Here is a 14,519-nt window from a genome sequence, read left to right as displayed (position 1 = left end):
AAACAGCTTTTTTGTCAGATCAGATACATCCCCTCACAAGTGCCCACCTTATGCCCCACCCTCTTACCGCCCAGCGATTTCAGAAGTATCCGGTTTGATTTTCCGGATATTTCCTAACAAGACAGTCAGTTTCTGCACCGATTTTTCATTTGTTTCAAACACCTGAGCGAAGTTGGTACAGCATATGCAAACGTTTGCGCGAACCCGTTGAGCCGACGATCAATACAAGTTCGCCTCAACCCGGCCAGCCATGGCTTTCCTACCGCATGAACAGGGAGTTTCAATGCATCGACCTCTTACACCTTCGGCCTCCTGTCGCACCCTGGCTGTTTCCCTGCTACTGACCGTCGTTACGGGAGTACTCAGCAGCGCTGCCCAGGCCCAGGAAAAAACCGTCGACCGCCAACAAAGCGTTGATGACTCGGCCCAGGGCGAAACCCTCAGCCCGGACGCCAATCCGCCCACAAAAGGTGCATACCTGTCGGACTGGTACAACCAGGACCTGACCCTGATCGGCAGCAAGGACATCAGTTTCGGCCCGCAGCCGGCCGACGATATCTACCTGGAATACGAGTACTTCGGCCGCAAGGGGCCGTTCGAGCTGTACGGCTACATCGACATCCCGAAGATCTTCAACATCGGCAACAGCCACGACAAAGGCGTGTGGGACCACGGCTCGCCGGTATTCATGGAACACGAACCGCGGATCTCCATCGACTACCTGGCCGGACGCAGCCTGGCCATCGGCCCATTCAAGGAGTGGTACGTGGCCTTCGACTGGATCTACGACCACGGCAGCAACAGCGCCAACCGCGCCAATACCCTGTACAGCGGCCTGGGCACCGACATCGATACCCATTCGCGGGTCAACCTGTCGGCCAACTTCTACGGGCGCTACCAGTGGGAAAACTACGGCGCCAGCAATGAATATTCCTGGGACGGCTACCGGGCCCAGCTCAAGTACATCGTACCCATCAGCAAGTTCGGCAACGGCGCGTCGCTGACCTATATCGGCTTCACCAACTTCGATTTCGGCTCGGACCTGCACAAGGACAACCCAGCCCGCACGGCCAACGCCACGGTATCCACCAACGTATTGCTGTATTCCTTTACCCACCTGCGGTTCACCCTGGTCGGCCGCTACTTCCACAACGGCGGCAACTGGCAGGACGGCAGCGAGCTGAATTTCGGCGATGGCGATTTCCGCGCCCGGTCCAATGGCTGGGGTTACTACGCCGGCATCGGTTACCAGTTCTGATCACTCAAGCAATGGAGGCTTTCATGCACGCGATAACCCGTCTTTCCCTTTCCGTGGGCCTGGCCTGCGGCGCCCTGCTCGCTTCGACGGCCTGGGCCGCCGAGGCCCCGGCGACCCCGATCAAACCCAAGGTGATGCTGATCACCATGTTCGCCCCCGAGGCCCAGCACTGGATCGAGCGCCTGGAACTGAAACAGGAAGTGCGCGTACCGGGGCTGTCGGCGGAGTACCCGGCGATCCGTTGCAATACCAGGGACGTCTGCCTGCTGGTCACCGGCATGGGCCAGACCAACGCCGCGGCCTCGACCCTGGCACTGGCGCTGTCGCCGAAATTCGACCTGCGCAAAAGCTATTTCCTGGTCGCCGGGATCGCCGGCATCAGCCCTAAACACGGAACCATCGGCACCACTGCCTGGGCCCATTACCTGGTGGAATTCGGTACCCAGTGGGAACTGGATTCGCGGGACGCGCCCAAGGACTGGCCGACCGGCTACCTGGGCATCAATACCAAGGGGCCGAACGAGAAACCGCCGCTGGACTACAAGACCGAAGTCTTCGAGCTCAACCCGAAACTCCAGGCCAAGGCCTTCGCCCTGTCGCGTCGGGTAAGCCTGAGCGAAAGCAAGGAATCGGCGGCCTGGCGCCTCAAGTACCCAGCGGCCCCGGCCAACCAGCCGCCGGTGGTGACCCAGTGCGACACCCTGGCGGGCAACACCTGGTTCTCCGGTACGCGCCTGAGCGAGCGGGCCGAGGTCTGGACCCGCCTGCTGACCGACAACAAGGGCGAGTACTGCACCACCCAGCAGGAAGACAACTCGACCTACGAGGCCCTGCTGCGCGCCAGTCGCGAAGGCCGGGTGGACGTGCAGCGGTTGGCGGTGGTCCGCGCCGGCTCCGACTTCGACCGCCCCGAGCCGGGCGGCAGCGAGGTCGACAACCTGCTCAAGTACGCCGACCAGGGCGGTTTTGTCCCGGCCCTGGAAAACCTCTATCGCACCGGCAACCCGCTGGTGCAGGACATCCTGAAGAACTGGTCGGCGTGGGAGAAAGGCGTGCCGGGGGCGTAAACCAACCTGTAGCCGCTGCCGCAGGCTGCGATAGGTCCGCAGGACCTCAGCGAACGCAAGATCGCCGCGCCCCTTCGGGGCGATCGCAGCCTTCGGCAGCGGCTACAACAAGCCACGCCAATCCTCTGACCCGCACAAGACCCCACCTTTACGGCAGCAAAATCACCTTCTCGCCACTGCCCTGATTGACCTCGTGATAACGCTCGACGCCCTGCTCCAGCGGCGATTCGAACAGCCCCTGCGGCAATGGCAACAGCCCCTCATCGAAGAACCGGCCAAACTGCTCGAGCATGGCCGCGCAGGCCTGCACGCCGTACAGCAACGAGTTGATCCCGACCACCGAACCGCCCTTGCGATACAGGCCCAGGGCCGGCAGTTGCACATGACCGTCCACCGGCGCGGCGATGATGGCGATGCGGCCGAACGGCGCCAGGGCCGCGACCGAGGCCGGCAGCCAGAAACCGGTGGTGTCGAAGATCACCTCGGCGCCGCCGGCGAACACCTCGTTGACCTGCGCCCCGAGGTCTTCCGGCTGGTCCAGTTGCAAGGCCTGGAACCCTTGTGCCTGCAAGGCCTTGACCTGTTCCGGACGCCGCGCGGCGGCCAGCACCCGGGCCCCGCGAACCTTCGCCAGGGCCAGGGCGGCGCTGCCCACCGCCCCGCCGCCAATCACCAGCAACCTGGTGCCGGCGCTTACCCCGCTGCGTTCCAGGGCATCCCAGGCAGTGGTGTAAGGCACGCCCAGGCTGGCGGCCTGGGCGAAGCTCAGCTGCGCCGGCTTGTGCGCCACGCCCTTGGCCGACAGCGCCACGTACTGGGCATGGGAGCCGTCCGCATAAAACCCCAGCTCCTTGCCGGTGCCCCAGACCTCCTGCCCCACCCACTCCGGCGGCCCCTCCACCACCACCCCGGCAAAATCCCGCCCGGGAATGCGCGGCACAGTGGTGTAGGGAAAACGCCCGAGCACATTTTTCACGTCGCTGGGGTTGAGGCCGGCGGCCTTGATCCGCACCAGCATCTGATCGGTGGCCGGCACCGGGGTCGGCACCTCGACGTAGTGCAGCGACGAGAGATCGCCGGTCTTGGAAAATTGCAGGGCGTGCATAAGCACCTCCATGGACAGGAATACATACAAGAATCGAAAGGCCTCAGGACAACCAGTTGCTCACCAGCTGCCGGCCCATGGGCCATAGCTGTTCGCCGGCGAGCATGCCGAGCAGCCCGACCAGGGCGATGGCCGGCGGCGCCGGCGAGCGAAAATTCAGCGCGCCATAAAGCAGGCCGACACCGAGACCGATGGCCAGGGAGATGAGGTAATGCATGACGAACTCCAGGCAGTGCGCCGCGCCAGAGCGGCGGCGATTGGGCATGCCGGGAGTCTAGGGAACGCCAAACCGGGCAACCGGCCAAGCACTTCAGGATTTCGGCCAATCTGTGGGTATGAACGAGTAAGAGCGAAGCCTGGCTGCGATGGCCCCGACGTGGAATGTCTGGCATACCGCGTTATCGTTCATCGCGAGCAAGCTTCGCTCCTACGGGATTGCAGCGCCCACACACAATGGATGCCTGTCCGCCAAGCCCCCGTAGCCGCTGCCGAGCCGCGCGAGGCTGCGATCGACTGCGCAGCAGGCGCAAAGCCTGAGAATGCAGTGGGTCTGGATAAACGCGGTGGCCCGGTCGCAGCCTCGCAGAGCTCGGCAGCGGCTACAGGGATGACAGGCACTCAGGCGCGGGCTTCCCCGGCCGCGTATTGCGACGGGGCCAGCCCCAGCTCGCGGCGGAACATGTCGCTGAAGCTGCCGGGGGAATAGCCCAGTTCGCGGGCGATGGTGCCGACCGGCACGCCCTGGATCAGCTCGGCGGCGGCCGTGGCCAGCTGCACCTGGCGGCGCCACTCGGCGAAGCCCATGCCCAGGCCGTCCTTGAACAGCCGCGCCAGGGTGCGCACGCTGGCGCCCGCCGCCTCGGCGTGGCGTTCGAAGGGAATGTCCAGGGAAGGCGCGGCCATCACCGCCTGGCAGAGGCTGATCAGACGCCGGTCGGAACTGTCCGGCAGGACGATCTTCAGCTGCGAGCGCCGGGCGCGCTTGAGCTCCAGCAGGGCCAGGCCCACCAGCGCGTCGTAGTACTCCGGCTGCGGCGCGCCGTCATGCTCCACCAGGCGCACGATCAGCTCGCGCAGCAGGTTGTCCACCTGCAGCACCTGCACCTGGCTGTCGAGGGTCGCCGCCAGGCACGGGCGCAGATAGATATTGCGCATCTGCAGGTCGGTGACCACGCGGATCCCGTGGGGCACGCCCGGCGGCAGCCACACCGCCCGTTGCGGCGGCACCACCAGCGCCTCGTTCGGCGTCTCGACCCACATCACCCCGCTCATGGCGTACAGCAGCTGCCCCCAGGCGTGTTCGTGGGGCTCGATGAACAGGCCGCGCGGATAGGTGCGCGCCAGGGGTTGCACCGGTACGTCGGTGTCGCTGAGGTCGGGAGGTGCGGCAAGGGCCATGGCCGGGCATCGTCGTCAAGCAAGGGGGGCCCATGGTAACCCCGTCGATCCGCCTGGAAAACCGCGAGAAAACATCCGAACGGGCGCCGCAGCGACAGGCAATAACCCGTTCGAATGCCTGCCCGACCACTGCCCGACCGCTGAGCCCCTTGCTCGACAATCCGAGTGAATTTTTCCCTGCCCGCGCGGGTCACTAAACCATCACAGGGAGGATTGATAGCTCTATGAACAACGCAAAACTTTTCGTCATCGAATACACCCTGCACGGCACCCCCAAGTCCTTCATCATCCGCTCGGAGAAGATGGACAACGCCGAGGCGTGGCACTGGGCAAGCTGCGACGCCGGTGTCGGCCGCATCGGCCGCTTTGGCCTGGAACGGGTGAAAAAGACCAGCAAGCCCCTGGCGGAAAAATTCGGTATCGAGAACGTCACCTGGCGACCGTCGACCTGAGCCAAGCGAGGTCGATGCCTTGTGCGGCGTGCGCTGCCAAAGCCGCCGGCCAGCCGCCTTGCCAGCGAAAGCGGTATCTGCACCCCGCACAATTGAAAGTGGAGCCACGACAGGCTCCACTGTTTTTTTTTCGCCCCGCCACTGTTGCAGCACGTCAGTGATGCGCGCCCTTGGCGCAATCACAGCCTTTGGTAGAGGCGCAGGGTTCGCCGTTGGCGTGGTGGCTGGCGCAGGCCTGGCAGCAGTAGTGCTTGCCGTGACGCACAATGGCATGGGCGCCGACCTTGCAGGTGCAGCCTGGACAGGCACAAGTCTCGTTGGACATGGGGTGACTCCTTTGTGGTGGTCGTCGACGACGCGGATGTTGCCGCGTCTCTAGCAGTGTAGTGGCTGCCCGTCGCCGCCATTGGCCCCTGGTCGCGGCGGCTTCAGTTCCAGCCTTCCAGGCGCAAGGTCGCCCGCACCAGGCGCTGCTCTTCGTTTTCGATCTCCCGCAGGTTGTCGCAGAGGCCCTGGATATGCGCGATGGCGGCCTTGCGCGCCTGTTCCGGCAGCCGTCCGGTGACGGCGTTGTAGAGCCGCGCGTGCTGGCGGTCGATCTGGCGCTTCTGCGCCTGGCGGTGGTAGAGGTTGTTGACCGAGGCGAACACCGAATTGAGCAGCAGGTCGGTCAGCGAGCGCAGGGTCTGCACCAGCACCGGGTTGTGCGAGGCCTCGCAGATCGCCAGGTGGAAAGCGTGATCCAGGCGCGCGTGGGCCGAGGCATCAAGGGCCTGGTCGTGGGCGTCCAGCAGCGCCTGATAGGCGCGGCCGATCAGCACGAAATCGGCCTCGGTGCCGCGCAACGCCGCCAGCCGCGCCGACTCGCCTTCCAGCAGGCTGCGCACTTCGAACAGGTCGTAGAGGGTGCGCGGCTGGGAGCTGAACAGATGCATCAGCGCCGAGGTCGCGCCCTGCCCCGACAGTTGGGCGACAAACGAGCCCTTGCCCTGTTCGGTTTCGATGATGCCCCGCGCCCGCAGCAGCTTCAGGCCCTCGCGCAAGGCCGTGCGCGACACGCCGAGTTTTTCCGTGAGGCGCCGCTCCGAGGGCAGCAGCTGGCCGGTCTTGAGCACGCCGTCGACGATCAGCCGTTCGATGCGTTCACACACCACATCCGCCACCTGGTGCCGGCCCGAATCGCTCCTGTGCATGCGCCCTCCACTGGTATGACCAGCCGTGAAGAAAAAACCCGATCAAACGGACCGCCAGGCCATCCTGCTGATATACCTGACTTTTTATAAAAAACCCGCCATCGACGACAAAACAAACTGGTTCGACCAGCGTTCGGCCCCGTGGACAGTAAGGCCAGCCGGGCCAATGATGCAACTGAGCGGCCCAGCCAGCCGAGCGCCCATAAAAACAACTCAGGGTCGTTAGCCACCCATGAATATCCTCTACGACGAACGCGTCGACGGCGCGCTGCCCAGCGTCGATAAAGCGGCATTGCTCCAAGCGCTGCGCCAGCGCCTGCCCGACCTCGACCTGCTGCACCAGACGGAAGACCTCAAGCCCTACGAATGCGACGGCCTCTCGGCCTATCGCACCACGCCGATGCTGGTAGCCCTGCCGCGGCATATCGAGCAGGTGCAGGAACTGCTGCGGATCTGCCATGAACGGCGCGTGCCAGTGGTCGCCCGGGGGGCCGGCACCGGCCTCTCCGGTGGCGCCCTGCCCCTGGAACAGGGCGTGCTGCTGGTGATGGCGCGCTTCAACCAGATCCTGCATATCGACCCCGCCGCCCGCACCGCGCGGGTCCAGCCCGGGGTGCGCAACCTGGCGATCTCCCAGGCCGCCGCGCCGTTCGGCCTGTACTACGCCCCCGACCCGTCCTCGCAGATCGCCTGCTCGATCGGCGGCAACGTCGCGGAAAACGCCGGCGGCGTGCACTGCCTGAAATACGGCCTGACCGTGCACAACCTGCTCAAGGTGGAGATCCTCAGTGTCGAAGGCGAACGCCTGACCCTGGGCAGCGACGCCCTGGACGCGCCGGGCTTCGACCTGCTGGCGCTGTTCACCGGCTCCGAAGGCCTGCTCGGGATCATCACCGAAGTCACGGTCAAGCTGCTGCCCAAGCCGCAACTGGCCAAGGTGCTGCTGGCGGCCTTCGACTCGGTGGAAAAAGCCGGCCGCGCGGTGGCCGATATCATCGCCGCCGGCATCATCCCCGGCGGCCTGGAAATGATGGACAACCTGGCGCTACGCGCCGCCGAAGACTTCATTCACGCCGGTTACCCGGTGGACGCCGAGGCCATCCTGTTGTGCGAGCTGGACGGTGTCGAAGCCGATGTCCACGACGACTGCGATCGGGTCCGCGCGGTGCTCGAACGGGCCGGCGCCACCGAGGTCCGCCAGGCCCGCGACGAAGCCGAACGGGTGCGTTTCTGGGCCGGGCGCAAGAACGCTTTCCCGGCGGTGGGCCGGCTGTCGCCGGACTATTACTGCATGGACGGCACCATTCCGCGCCGCGCACTGCCGGGGGTGCTCAAGGCCATCGCCGCGCTGGCCGCCGAATACCAGCTGCGGGTGGCCAATGTATTCCATGCCGGCGACGGCAACATGCACCCGCTGATCCTGTTCGACGCCAACCAGCCCGGCGAACTGGACCGTGCCGAAGCCCTGGGCGGCAAGATCCTCGAACTGTGCGTGGCGGTCGGTGGCAGCATCACCGGCGAACACGGGGTCGGCCGGGAGAAAATCAACCAGATGTGCGCCCAGTTCAACAGCGACGAGCTGACCCTGTTCCACGCGGTCAAGGCGGCCTTCGACCCCGGTGGCCTGCTCAACCCCGGCAAGAACATCCCGACCCTGCACCGCTGCGCCGAATTCGGCGCCATGCATGTGCACGCCGGGCAACTGCCCTTCCCCGAGCTGGAGCGTTTCTGATGACGGCACACGCGGATAACGACGCCAGCGGCGAACTGCTGGAACAGGTCGGGCAGGCGCTGGCCGGCAATACCCCACTGCTGATCCAGGGTGGCAACAGCAAGGTCTTTCTCGGGCGGATGAGCGCTGGAGAAGTGCTCGACACCCGCGGCCATCGCGGCATCGTCAGCTACGACCCCACCGAGCTGGTGGTGACGGTCCGCGCCGGCACGCCGCTTGCGGAACTGCTGGCCACGCTGGACGCCGCCGGGCAGATGCTGGCCTGCGAACCGCCGGCCTTCGGCGACGGCGCCACGGTCGGCGGCATGGTCGCCACCGGCCTGTCCGGCCCACGGCGGCCCTGGGCCGGCTCGGTGCGCGACTTCGTCCTCGGCAGCCGGGTGATCACCGGCACCGGCAAGCTGTTGCGCTTTGGCGGCGAGGTGATGAAAAACGTCGCCGGCTACGACCTCTCGCGCTTGCTGGTGGGCAGCTACGGTTGCCTGGGAGTGCTCACCGAGGTGTCGCTCAAGGTCCTGCCCAAACCGCGCCAGTGCCTCAGCCTGAGCCTGGAAATGGACAGCGCCAAGGCCCTGGCCCGGCTCGCCGACTGGGGCCAGCAACCACTGCCCATCAGCGCCGCCAGCCATGACGGCCAGCGCCTGCACCTGCGCCTGGAGGGCGGCGAAGGCTCGGTGGCCGCGGCCCGCGACCGCCTGGGTGGCGAGCCGTTGGCCGTCGACTACTGGGCCAACCTCAACGAACAACGCCTGGCATTCTTCGACGAAGGCCTGCCGTTGTGGCGCCTGTCGCTGCCCAATAACACGGGACTTCTGGAGCTGCCCGGCCAGCAGTTAATAGATTGGGCCGGGGCCCAGCGCTGGCTGAAATCCGCGGCGCCTGCGGAGCGCATCCGCGACCTCGCCAGCCGCGTCGGCGGCCATGCCACCTGCTACAGCCACGGCCTGGTGGACAGCCCGTTCCAGCCGCTGCCGGCGGTGCTGCTGCGCTACCACCGCCAGCTCAAGGCGCAACTGGACCCGCAAGGGATCTTCAACCCCGGCCGGCTCTACGCCGAGCTCTGAACGCAGACCCCAAGCATGCAAACCACCTTGAGCGAACAGGCGCGCCAGCTGCCCCGCGCCGCAGAGGCCGAGAGCATCCTGCGCACCTGTGTGCACTGCGGTTTCTGCAACGCCACCTGCCCCACCTATCAGTTGCTGGGCGATGAGCTGGACGGGCCACGGGGGCGCATCTACCTGATCAAGCAGGTGCTGGAAGGCCACCAGGCCACGGCCAAGACCCAGCTGCACCTGGACCGCTGCCTGTCGTGCCGCAACTGCGAAACCACCTGCCCGTCCGGAGTGGATTACCACAACCTGCTGGACATCGGCCGCGCCGTGGTCGATGCCGCCGTGCCCCGGCCCCTCGGCCAGCGCCTGCTGCGCCAGGGCCTGCGCGCCCTGGCGCCGAACCCGGCGCTGTTCAAGGCGCTGCTCGGCACCGGCACCACTTTGCGTCCGTGGCTGCCCGAGGCCGTGCACGGCAAGCTGCCGCGCCAGGTGCAACCGGCCAAGGCGCGTCCGACCACGGCCCACGCGCGGCGTGTCTTGCTGCTGGAAGGCTGCGTGCAAGCGAGCCTGTCGCCCAACACCAACGCGGCGACGGCGCGGGTCCTCGACCGCCTGGGCATCGCCGTGCAAACCGTGAGCGAGGCCGGCTGCTGTGGCGCCGTGGATTACCACCTGGACGCCCAGGAGGCCGGCCTGGAGCGGGCGCGGCGCAATATCGACGCCTGGTGGCCGCACCTGGAAAACGGCGCCGAAGCCCTGGTGCAGACCGCCAGCGGCTGCGGCGCCTTTATCAAGGATTACGGCCACCTGCTGGCCCACGACCCACGTTATGCCGCCCGCGCCGAGCGGGTCAGCGCCCTGGCCCGGGACCTGGTGGAAGTGCTGCGCGACGAACCGCTGGAACAGTTGCACGTCCACAGCGACCAGCGCCTGGCCTTCCACTGCCCGTGCAGCCTGCAACACGCGCAGAAACTCGGCGGCGCGGTGGAGGCCGTGCTCAAGCGCCTGGGCTTCGAGCTCACCGAGGTGCCCGACAGCCACCTGTGCTGCGGTTCGGCGGGCACCTATTCGCTGACCCAGCCCGAGCTGGCGCGGCAACTGCGCGACAACAAGCTCAATGCCCTGGAAAGCGGCCGGCCCGAAGTCATAGCCACCGCCAATATCGGCTGCCAGACCCACCTCGACGGCGCCGGGCGTACCCCGGTGCGGCACTGGATCGAACTGGTCGAGGCCGCCCTGCCACCCCTGAATGCTTCCCATCAATCAGCTACGCCCTGAAAGGAGCACGCCATGCACAGCAAAGCCGTACTGGGTCAGCGCGAAGTCCAGCGCATCCTGATCGCCGCGCGGGACGAGGCCGAGCGCAACCAATGGGCGGTGAGCATCGCCATCGTCGACGACGGCGGCCATCCGCTGGCCCTCGAACGCCTGGACGGCTGCGCGCCGGTCAGCGCCTACATCGCCGTGGAAAAGGCCCGCACCGCGGCCCTCGGTCGACGCGAGTCCAAGGGCTATGAAGAAATGGTCAACGGCGGACGCACGGCGTTTCTCTCGGCGCCCCTGCTGACCTCGCTGGAAGGCGGCGTGCCGGTGGTGTTCGACGGCCAGGTGATCGGTGCGGTCGGGGTGTCCGGGGTCAAGTCCGGGGAGGATGCCCAGGTGGCGCGGTTCGCTGCTCGGGCACTGGATTGAAAATCTGGACCGCTGCGCGGTCCATCGCGAGCAAGCTCGCTCCTACAGGGTTCTGCGCCGTCCATGTAGGAGCGAGCTTGCTCGCGATAGGGCCGGAAAATCCGCCGCCCCGACGCCTGCCTCACATCACCAACTGCGCAATCAGCCAGGCATTGGCCCCGCTGATAACGGCGAACAGGCTCCAGGCGAGGATGCGGGTCGGCCAGCGGTTGACGAAGACGCCCATCAACCGCGGGTCGCTGGTCATGCGGATCAGCGGGTAAAGGGCGAACGGCAGTTGCAGGCTGAGCACCACCTGGCTCAGCACCAGCAGCTGGCCGACCGCGCCGTCGCCCATCAGCCACACGCCGACGAACGCCGGCACCAGCGCCAGGCCGCGGGTGATCAGGCGCCGCTGCCAGCACGGCAGGCGCAGGTTCAGGTAGCCCTCCATGATCACCTGGCCGGCGATGGTGCCGGTGAAGGTCGAGCTCTGCCCTGAGGCCAGCAAGGCCACGCCGAACAGCACGCTGGCCAGCGCCCCGCCCACCAGCGGATCGAGCAGGTGATAGGCGTCCTGCAGCTCCACCACCTCGGTGTGCCCGGTGCCATGGAAGGCCGCGGCGGCGAGGATCAGGATCGCCGCGTTGACCAGCAGCGCCAGGGCCAGGGAGCCGATGGTGTCGATGCGCGCCAGCTTGATCGCATCCCGCCGACTGGCTTCGTCCCGGCCCACCAGGCGGGTCTGCACGATGGAGGTGTGCAGGTACAGGTTATGCGGCATCACGGTGGCGCCGAGGATACCGATCGCCAGGTACAGCGGCGCGGCTTCGCTGATCGCCGCCAGCGATGGCGTGAAGCCTCGCGCCACATCCGGCCAGTACGGCTTGATCAACAGCAGCTCGACGAAAAAGCACAGGCCGATGGTGCCCACCAGCACCAGCATGATCGCCTCCAGGCGGCGGAAGCCACGGTTCTGCAGGGCGAGAATCAACAGGGTGTCGAAGGCGGTGATGACAATCCCGGTGGTCAGCGAAACCCCGAGCAACAGGTGGAACGCCAGGGCGCACCCCAGGACCTCGGCAAGGTCGGTGGCGATGATCGACACCTCCGCCAGCAGCCACTGGGTGCGCGCCGTGCGGGTGCTGTAGCGCTGCCGGCAAAGCTGCGCCAGGTCGCGCCCGGTGGCGATGCCCAGGCGCGAACACAGGCATTGCACCGCCATGCCCGCGAGGCTCGCCAGCAGCACCACGAACAGCAGGTTGTAGCCATAGCGCGAGCCGGCCTCGATGGCGGTGGCCCAGTTGCCCGGGTCCATGTAGCCGATGGAAATCAGCAGGCCAGGGCCGGCGAAGCGCAGGAGGCGCTTGAACAGCGGCGCACTGGGATCGACGACGATGGTGCCGGCGACTTCCGGCGGGCAGAACGGTGCAGTACCGATTTTGGGGAGGGTGAATTTCACGCGGGCATCCGGAAGGCTGGAACGGTGGCCCAGCTTAGACGTTTCAGCGAACCGGCCCAAGCCTTGATAGCGCCCTGCCCCGGCCTTTTGCAGCCTGCCTCTGTAGGTGCGAAGCTTGCTCGCGATAGCGGCATATCAGTCACCACAACAGATGAGCCGGCCCCTTTTCCCAAACCATCCCGCACCGACCGACCGCTCCTACAGCCTCCGTATTTTCAGGCATGATGCGAGGCAGCCATCCGCGGAGCAGCGCCATGAACACTCCAGCCCACCCCACTGTCGCCCTGGCGATGCGTTCGTATTCCGGGCAGGTCGAGCTGCACCATCACGATTTTCCGCAGATCGTGCTGCCGCAGTCAGGGGCGATGCAGATCGAGGTGGATGGCCGTGGTGGCAAGGTCGACGCCAGCCAGGGCGTGGTGATTGCGCCGGGCGCCCGGCATAGCTTCCTGGCCGAACGCCGTAATACCTTTCTGGTGCTCGACCTGGATAGCCCCGACACCGAGCAATCTCTGGCCGATACCCGCTTCTTCACCATCGACCCGCAGATCCGCCACCTGCTCGGCTATGCCAACCACAGCGGTGCCTTGCTCACCTCTTCCAGCCCGGTCGCCAGCGCCTGGAGCGCCCTGCTGCTGGCCTGCCTGACCCGCCCGACGCCGAGCGCGCCGCAGCGCCAGACGCTGGTGCGGGCCCTGACCTACATCGAGCAACACCTGGGCAGCCCGCTGAGCGCCCGCGCCATCGCCCAGGCCGCGGGGGTCAGCGAGCGCACCCTGTATCTGCTGTTCGAGCGGGACATGCACAGCACGCCCTTCGCCTACATTTCGACCCTGCGCCTGGACCGCGCCATCGACTTGCTCGGCCGCACCCTGTTGCCCATCAGCGAGATCGCCCAGCGGGTCGGCTACGCCGATCAAAGCGCCCTGACCCATGCGTTGAAGAAGGCGCGCAACCTGACCCCGGCGGCCCTGCGCAAGGCCGCTCGCGACGCTCAGGCGCAGGCTGCAACAAGACTTCGGCAGGCCTGATCAATACCGCCGTCGCGGCGCCTTCTATGCTGGCCACACCGCCCTTGCCTCGGTGTGTCTATGACCGCGATCCATTCAACCCGCCTCGCCCCCTCCCGCAGCGGCGCCGCCACCGCCATCGGCGTGATCGCGGTGTTCCTCTGGTCATGCCTGGCGCTGCTGACCACCCTCACCGCCGGCATTCCCCCCTTCCAGTTGCTGGCCCTGAGCTTTGCCGTGGCCTGCGGCGCCAGCCTGGTATTGCTCGGCTTGCGGGGGCGCGCCGGTTTTCGTGGCTGGCGCCAGCCCTGGCCGGTCTGGGCCCTGGGGTTCGGCGGGATCTTTGCCTACCACGCGCTGTATTTCTTCGCCCTGAAAGCCGCGCCGGCCGCCGAGGCCAGCCTGATCGCCTACCTCTGGCCGTTGCTGATTGTCCTGCTGGCGGCCCGGGCCGGCGGCGAACCACTGCGCGGCCGGCAACTGACCGGTGCCTTGCTGGGGCTGGCCGGCACCGCGTTCATCATGCAGCAGCGCGCTGCCAGCCAGGTCGGCGCGATGCCGGTGGCGGGTTACCTGGCGGCGTTCGGCTGCGCCCTGGTGTGGTCCGGCTACTCGGTGCTCAACCGCCGTTTCAGCAGCGTGCCCAGCAGCCTGATCGGCGGCATCTGCGGGCTGGTGGCGCTGGCCGGGGCGCTCTGCCACCTGATGTTCGAAAGCCCGGTGCAACCGGACCTCAAGCAATGGCTGGCGATCCTCGGCCTGGGGCTGGGTCCGGTCGGCCTGGCCTTCTTCGCCTGGGACCACGCCACCAAACACGGCAACCTGGCCACGCTCGGCGCACTGTCGTACCTGGCGCCGTTGATCTCCACCCTGCTGCTGATCGTGATCGGGCAAAGCGCGGCCAGTGTATGGCTGCTGGTGCCGGCGCTGCTGATCATCACCGGGGCGGTGCTGGCGACCTCGGGGGCGCGTTCTGCCCAGGGTTGAGGAGCGTCCGATAAGCCCCACGAAGTCGCTCCCGCGCCCTTTTATCCGAAATTTCGTGCCGCCACATATCCCGCTGGAGTGCCCCGCGACAGCCGTGGGAAGATGCGCGCCCCAACGCGCTCACTCTGGAGA

At 66.7% G+C, this 14,519-nt stretch carries 15 protein-coding genes; 9 read left to right on the top strand and 6 right to left on the bottom strand.

The genetic code is table 11. From position 1 onward, the window contains the following. The first annotated feature begins 283 nt into the window (after positions 1-283). Together BMY68_RS03280 and BMY68_RS03275 are read left to right on the top strand one after the other, a co-directional pair. Positions 284-1,258 (top strand): nucleoside-specific channel-forming protein Tsx, encoded by a 975-nt coding sequence (locus tag BMY68_RS03280; protein ID WP_085530399.1) that lies wholly within the window; start codon positions 284-286, stop codon positions 1,256-1,258. Positions 1,259-1,281: 23 nt separating this feature from the next. Next, positions 1,282-2,325, top strand: a complete 1,044-nt coding sequence (locus BMY68_RS03275) for a purine-nucleoside phosphorylase (RefSeq protein WP_009043133.1) — start codon at positions 1,282-1,284, stop codon at positions 2,323-2,325. 148 nt (positions 2,326-2,473) lie between these two features. Here the strand turns inward: BMY68_RS03275 and BMY68_RS03270 are convergent, their stop codons facing one another. The 3 genes from BMY68_RS03270 to BMY68_RS03260 all read right to left on the bottom strand — a co-directional run bounded on the left by BMY68_RS03270 (position 2,474) and on the right by BMY68_RS03260 (position 4,828). Further along, positions 2,474-3,430 (bottom strand): quinone oxidoreductase family protein, encoded by a 957-nt coding sequence (locus BMY68_RS03270; protein WP_085530398.1) that lies wholly within the window; start codon positions 3,428-3,430, stop codon positions 2,474-2,476. Positions 3,431-3,473: 43 nt separating this feature from the next. Further along, positions 3,474-3,647 carry a DUF1427 family protein gene (locus BMY68_RS03265; RefSeq protein WP_007930748.1) on the bottom strand — a complete coding sequence of 58 codons (174 nt, stop codon included), beginning with the start codon at positions 3,645-3,647 and terminating at the stop codon, positions 3,474-3,476. Positions 3,648-4,048: 401 nt separating this feature from the next. Next, entirely contained in the window at positions 4,049-4,828 is a 780-nt protein-coding gene (locus BMY68_RS03260; protein ID WP_009043131.1) for an AraC family transcriptional regulator, read from the bottom strand. 224 nt (positions 4,829-5,052) lie between these two features. On the opposite strand from BMY68_RS03260, the gene BMY68_RS03255 reads away from it, so the two are divergent. Next, positions 5,053-5,280, top strand: a complete 228-nt coding sequence (locus tag BMY68_RS03255; protein WP_007930743.1) for a DUF6555 family protein — start codon at positions 5,053-5,055, stop codon at positions 5,278-5,280. Between the two features lie 154 nt (positions 5,281-5,434). On the opposite strand, the gene BMY68_RS03250 is transcribed toward BMY68_RS03255, so the two are convergent. Together BMY68_RS03250 and glcC are read right to left on the bottom strand one after the other, a co-directional pair. Then, positions 5,435-5,605, bottom strand: coding sequence for a metallothionein (locus tag BMY68_RS03250; protein WP_062822890.1), 171 nt, complete (start codon positions 5,603-5,605; stop codon positions 5,435-5,437). A 103-nt stretch (positions 5,606-5,708) separates the two neighbouring features. Continuing rightward, the gene (glcC, locus tag BMY68_RS03245) at positions 5,709-6,473 is read right to left on the bottom strand and encodes a transcriptional regulator GlcC (protein ID WP_085530397.1); all 765 of its coding nucleotides are present in this window, start codon (positions 6,471-6,473) and stop codon (positions 5,709-5,711) included. A gap of 232 nt (positions 6,474-6,705) precedes the next feature. Here glcC and glcD point away from each other — a divergent pair, with 232 nt between their 5' ends. The 4 genes from glcD to BMY68_RS03225 are packed head-to-tail and all read left to right on the top strand — an operon-like array spanning position 6,706 to position 10,949. Beyond that, positions 6,706-8,205 carry a glycolate oxidase subunit GlcD gene (glcD, locus tag BMY68_RS03240; RefSeq protein ID WP_085530396.1) on the top strand — a complete coding sequence of 500 codons (1,500 nt, stop codon included), beginning with the start codon at positions 6,706-6,708 and terminating at the stop codon, positions 8,203-8,205. Then, positions 8,205-9,269: a glycolate oxidase subunit GlcE gene (glcE, locus tag BMY68_RS03235; RefSeq protein WP_085530395.1), complete on the top strand. Its 1,065-nt coding sequence runs from the start codon at positions 8,205-8,207 to the stop codon at positions 9,267-9,269. The genes glcD and glcE overlap by 1 nt, the downstream gene beginning before the upstream one ends. A gap of 15 nt (positions 9,270-9,284) precedes the next feature. After that, the gene (gene glcF, locus BMY68_RS03230; protein WP_085530394.1) at positions 9,285-10,535 is read left to right on the top strand and encodes a glycolate oxidase subunit GlcF; all 1,251 of its coding nucleotides are present in this window, start codon (positions 9,285-9,287) and stop codon (positions 10,533-10,535) included. A 12-nt stretch (positions 10,536-10,547) separates the two neighbouring features. After that, the gene (locus tag BMY68_RS03225; protein WP_085530393.1) at positions 10,548-10,949 is read left to right on the top strand and encodes a heme-binding protein; all 402 of its coding nucleotides are present in this window, start codon (positions 10,548-10,550) and stop codon (positions 10,947-10,949) included. 121 nt (positions 10,950-11,070) lie between these two features. Here the strand turns inward: BMY68_RS03225 and BMY68_RS03220 are convergent, their stop codons facing one another. Next, on the bottom strand, positions 11,071-12,390 hold the full coding sequence (locus BMY68_RS03220; RefSeq protein ID WP_085530392.1) for an Nramp family divalent metal transporter: 1,320 nt from the start codon (positions 12,388-12,390) through the stop codon (positions 11,071-11,073). Between the two features lie 254 nt (positions 12,391-12,644). Here BMY68_RS03220 and BMY68_RS03215 point away from each other — a divergent pair, with 254 nt between their 5' ends. Both BMY68_RS03215 and BMY68_RS03210 read left to right on the top strand, forming a co-directional pair. Further along, on the top strand, positions 12,645-13,421 hold the full coding sequence (locus BMY68_RS03215) for an AraC family transcriptional regulator (RefSeq protein ID WP_085530391.1): 777 nt from the start codon (positions 12,645-12,647) through the stop codon (positions 13,419-13,421). 60 nt (positions 13,422-13,481) lie between these two features. Then, positions 13,482-14,387, top strand: coding sequence for an aromatic amino acid exporter YddG (locus BMY68_RS03210; protein ID WP_085530390.1), 906 nt, complete (start codon positions 13,482-13,484; stop codon positions 14,385-14,387). Positions 14,388-14,519: the final 132 nt, after the last annotated feature.

The sequence above is a fragment of the Pseudomonas sp. NFACC41-3 genome (assembly GCF_900109505.1).
Classification (GTDB): domain Bacteria; phylum Pseudomonadota; class Gammaproteobacteria; order Pseudomonadales; family Pseudomonadaceae; genus Aquipseudomonas; species Aquipseudomonas chlororaphis.
The sequence above is the reverse complement of the archived record's forward strand: the minus strand, read 5'-3'. Positions and strand labels throughout refer to the sequence as shown.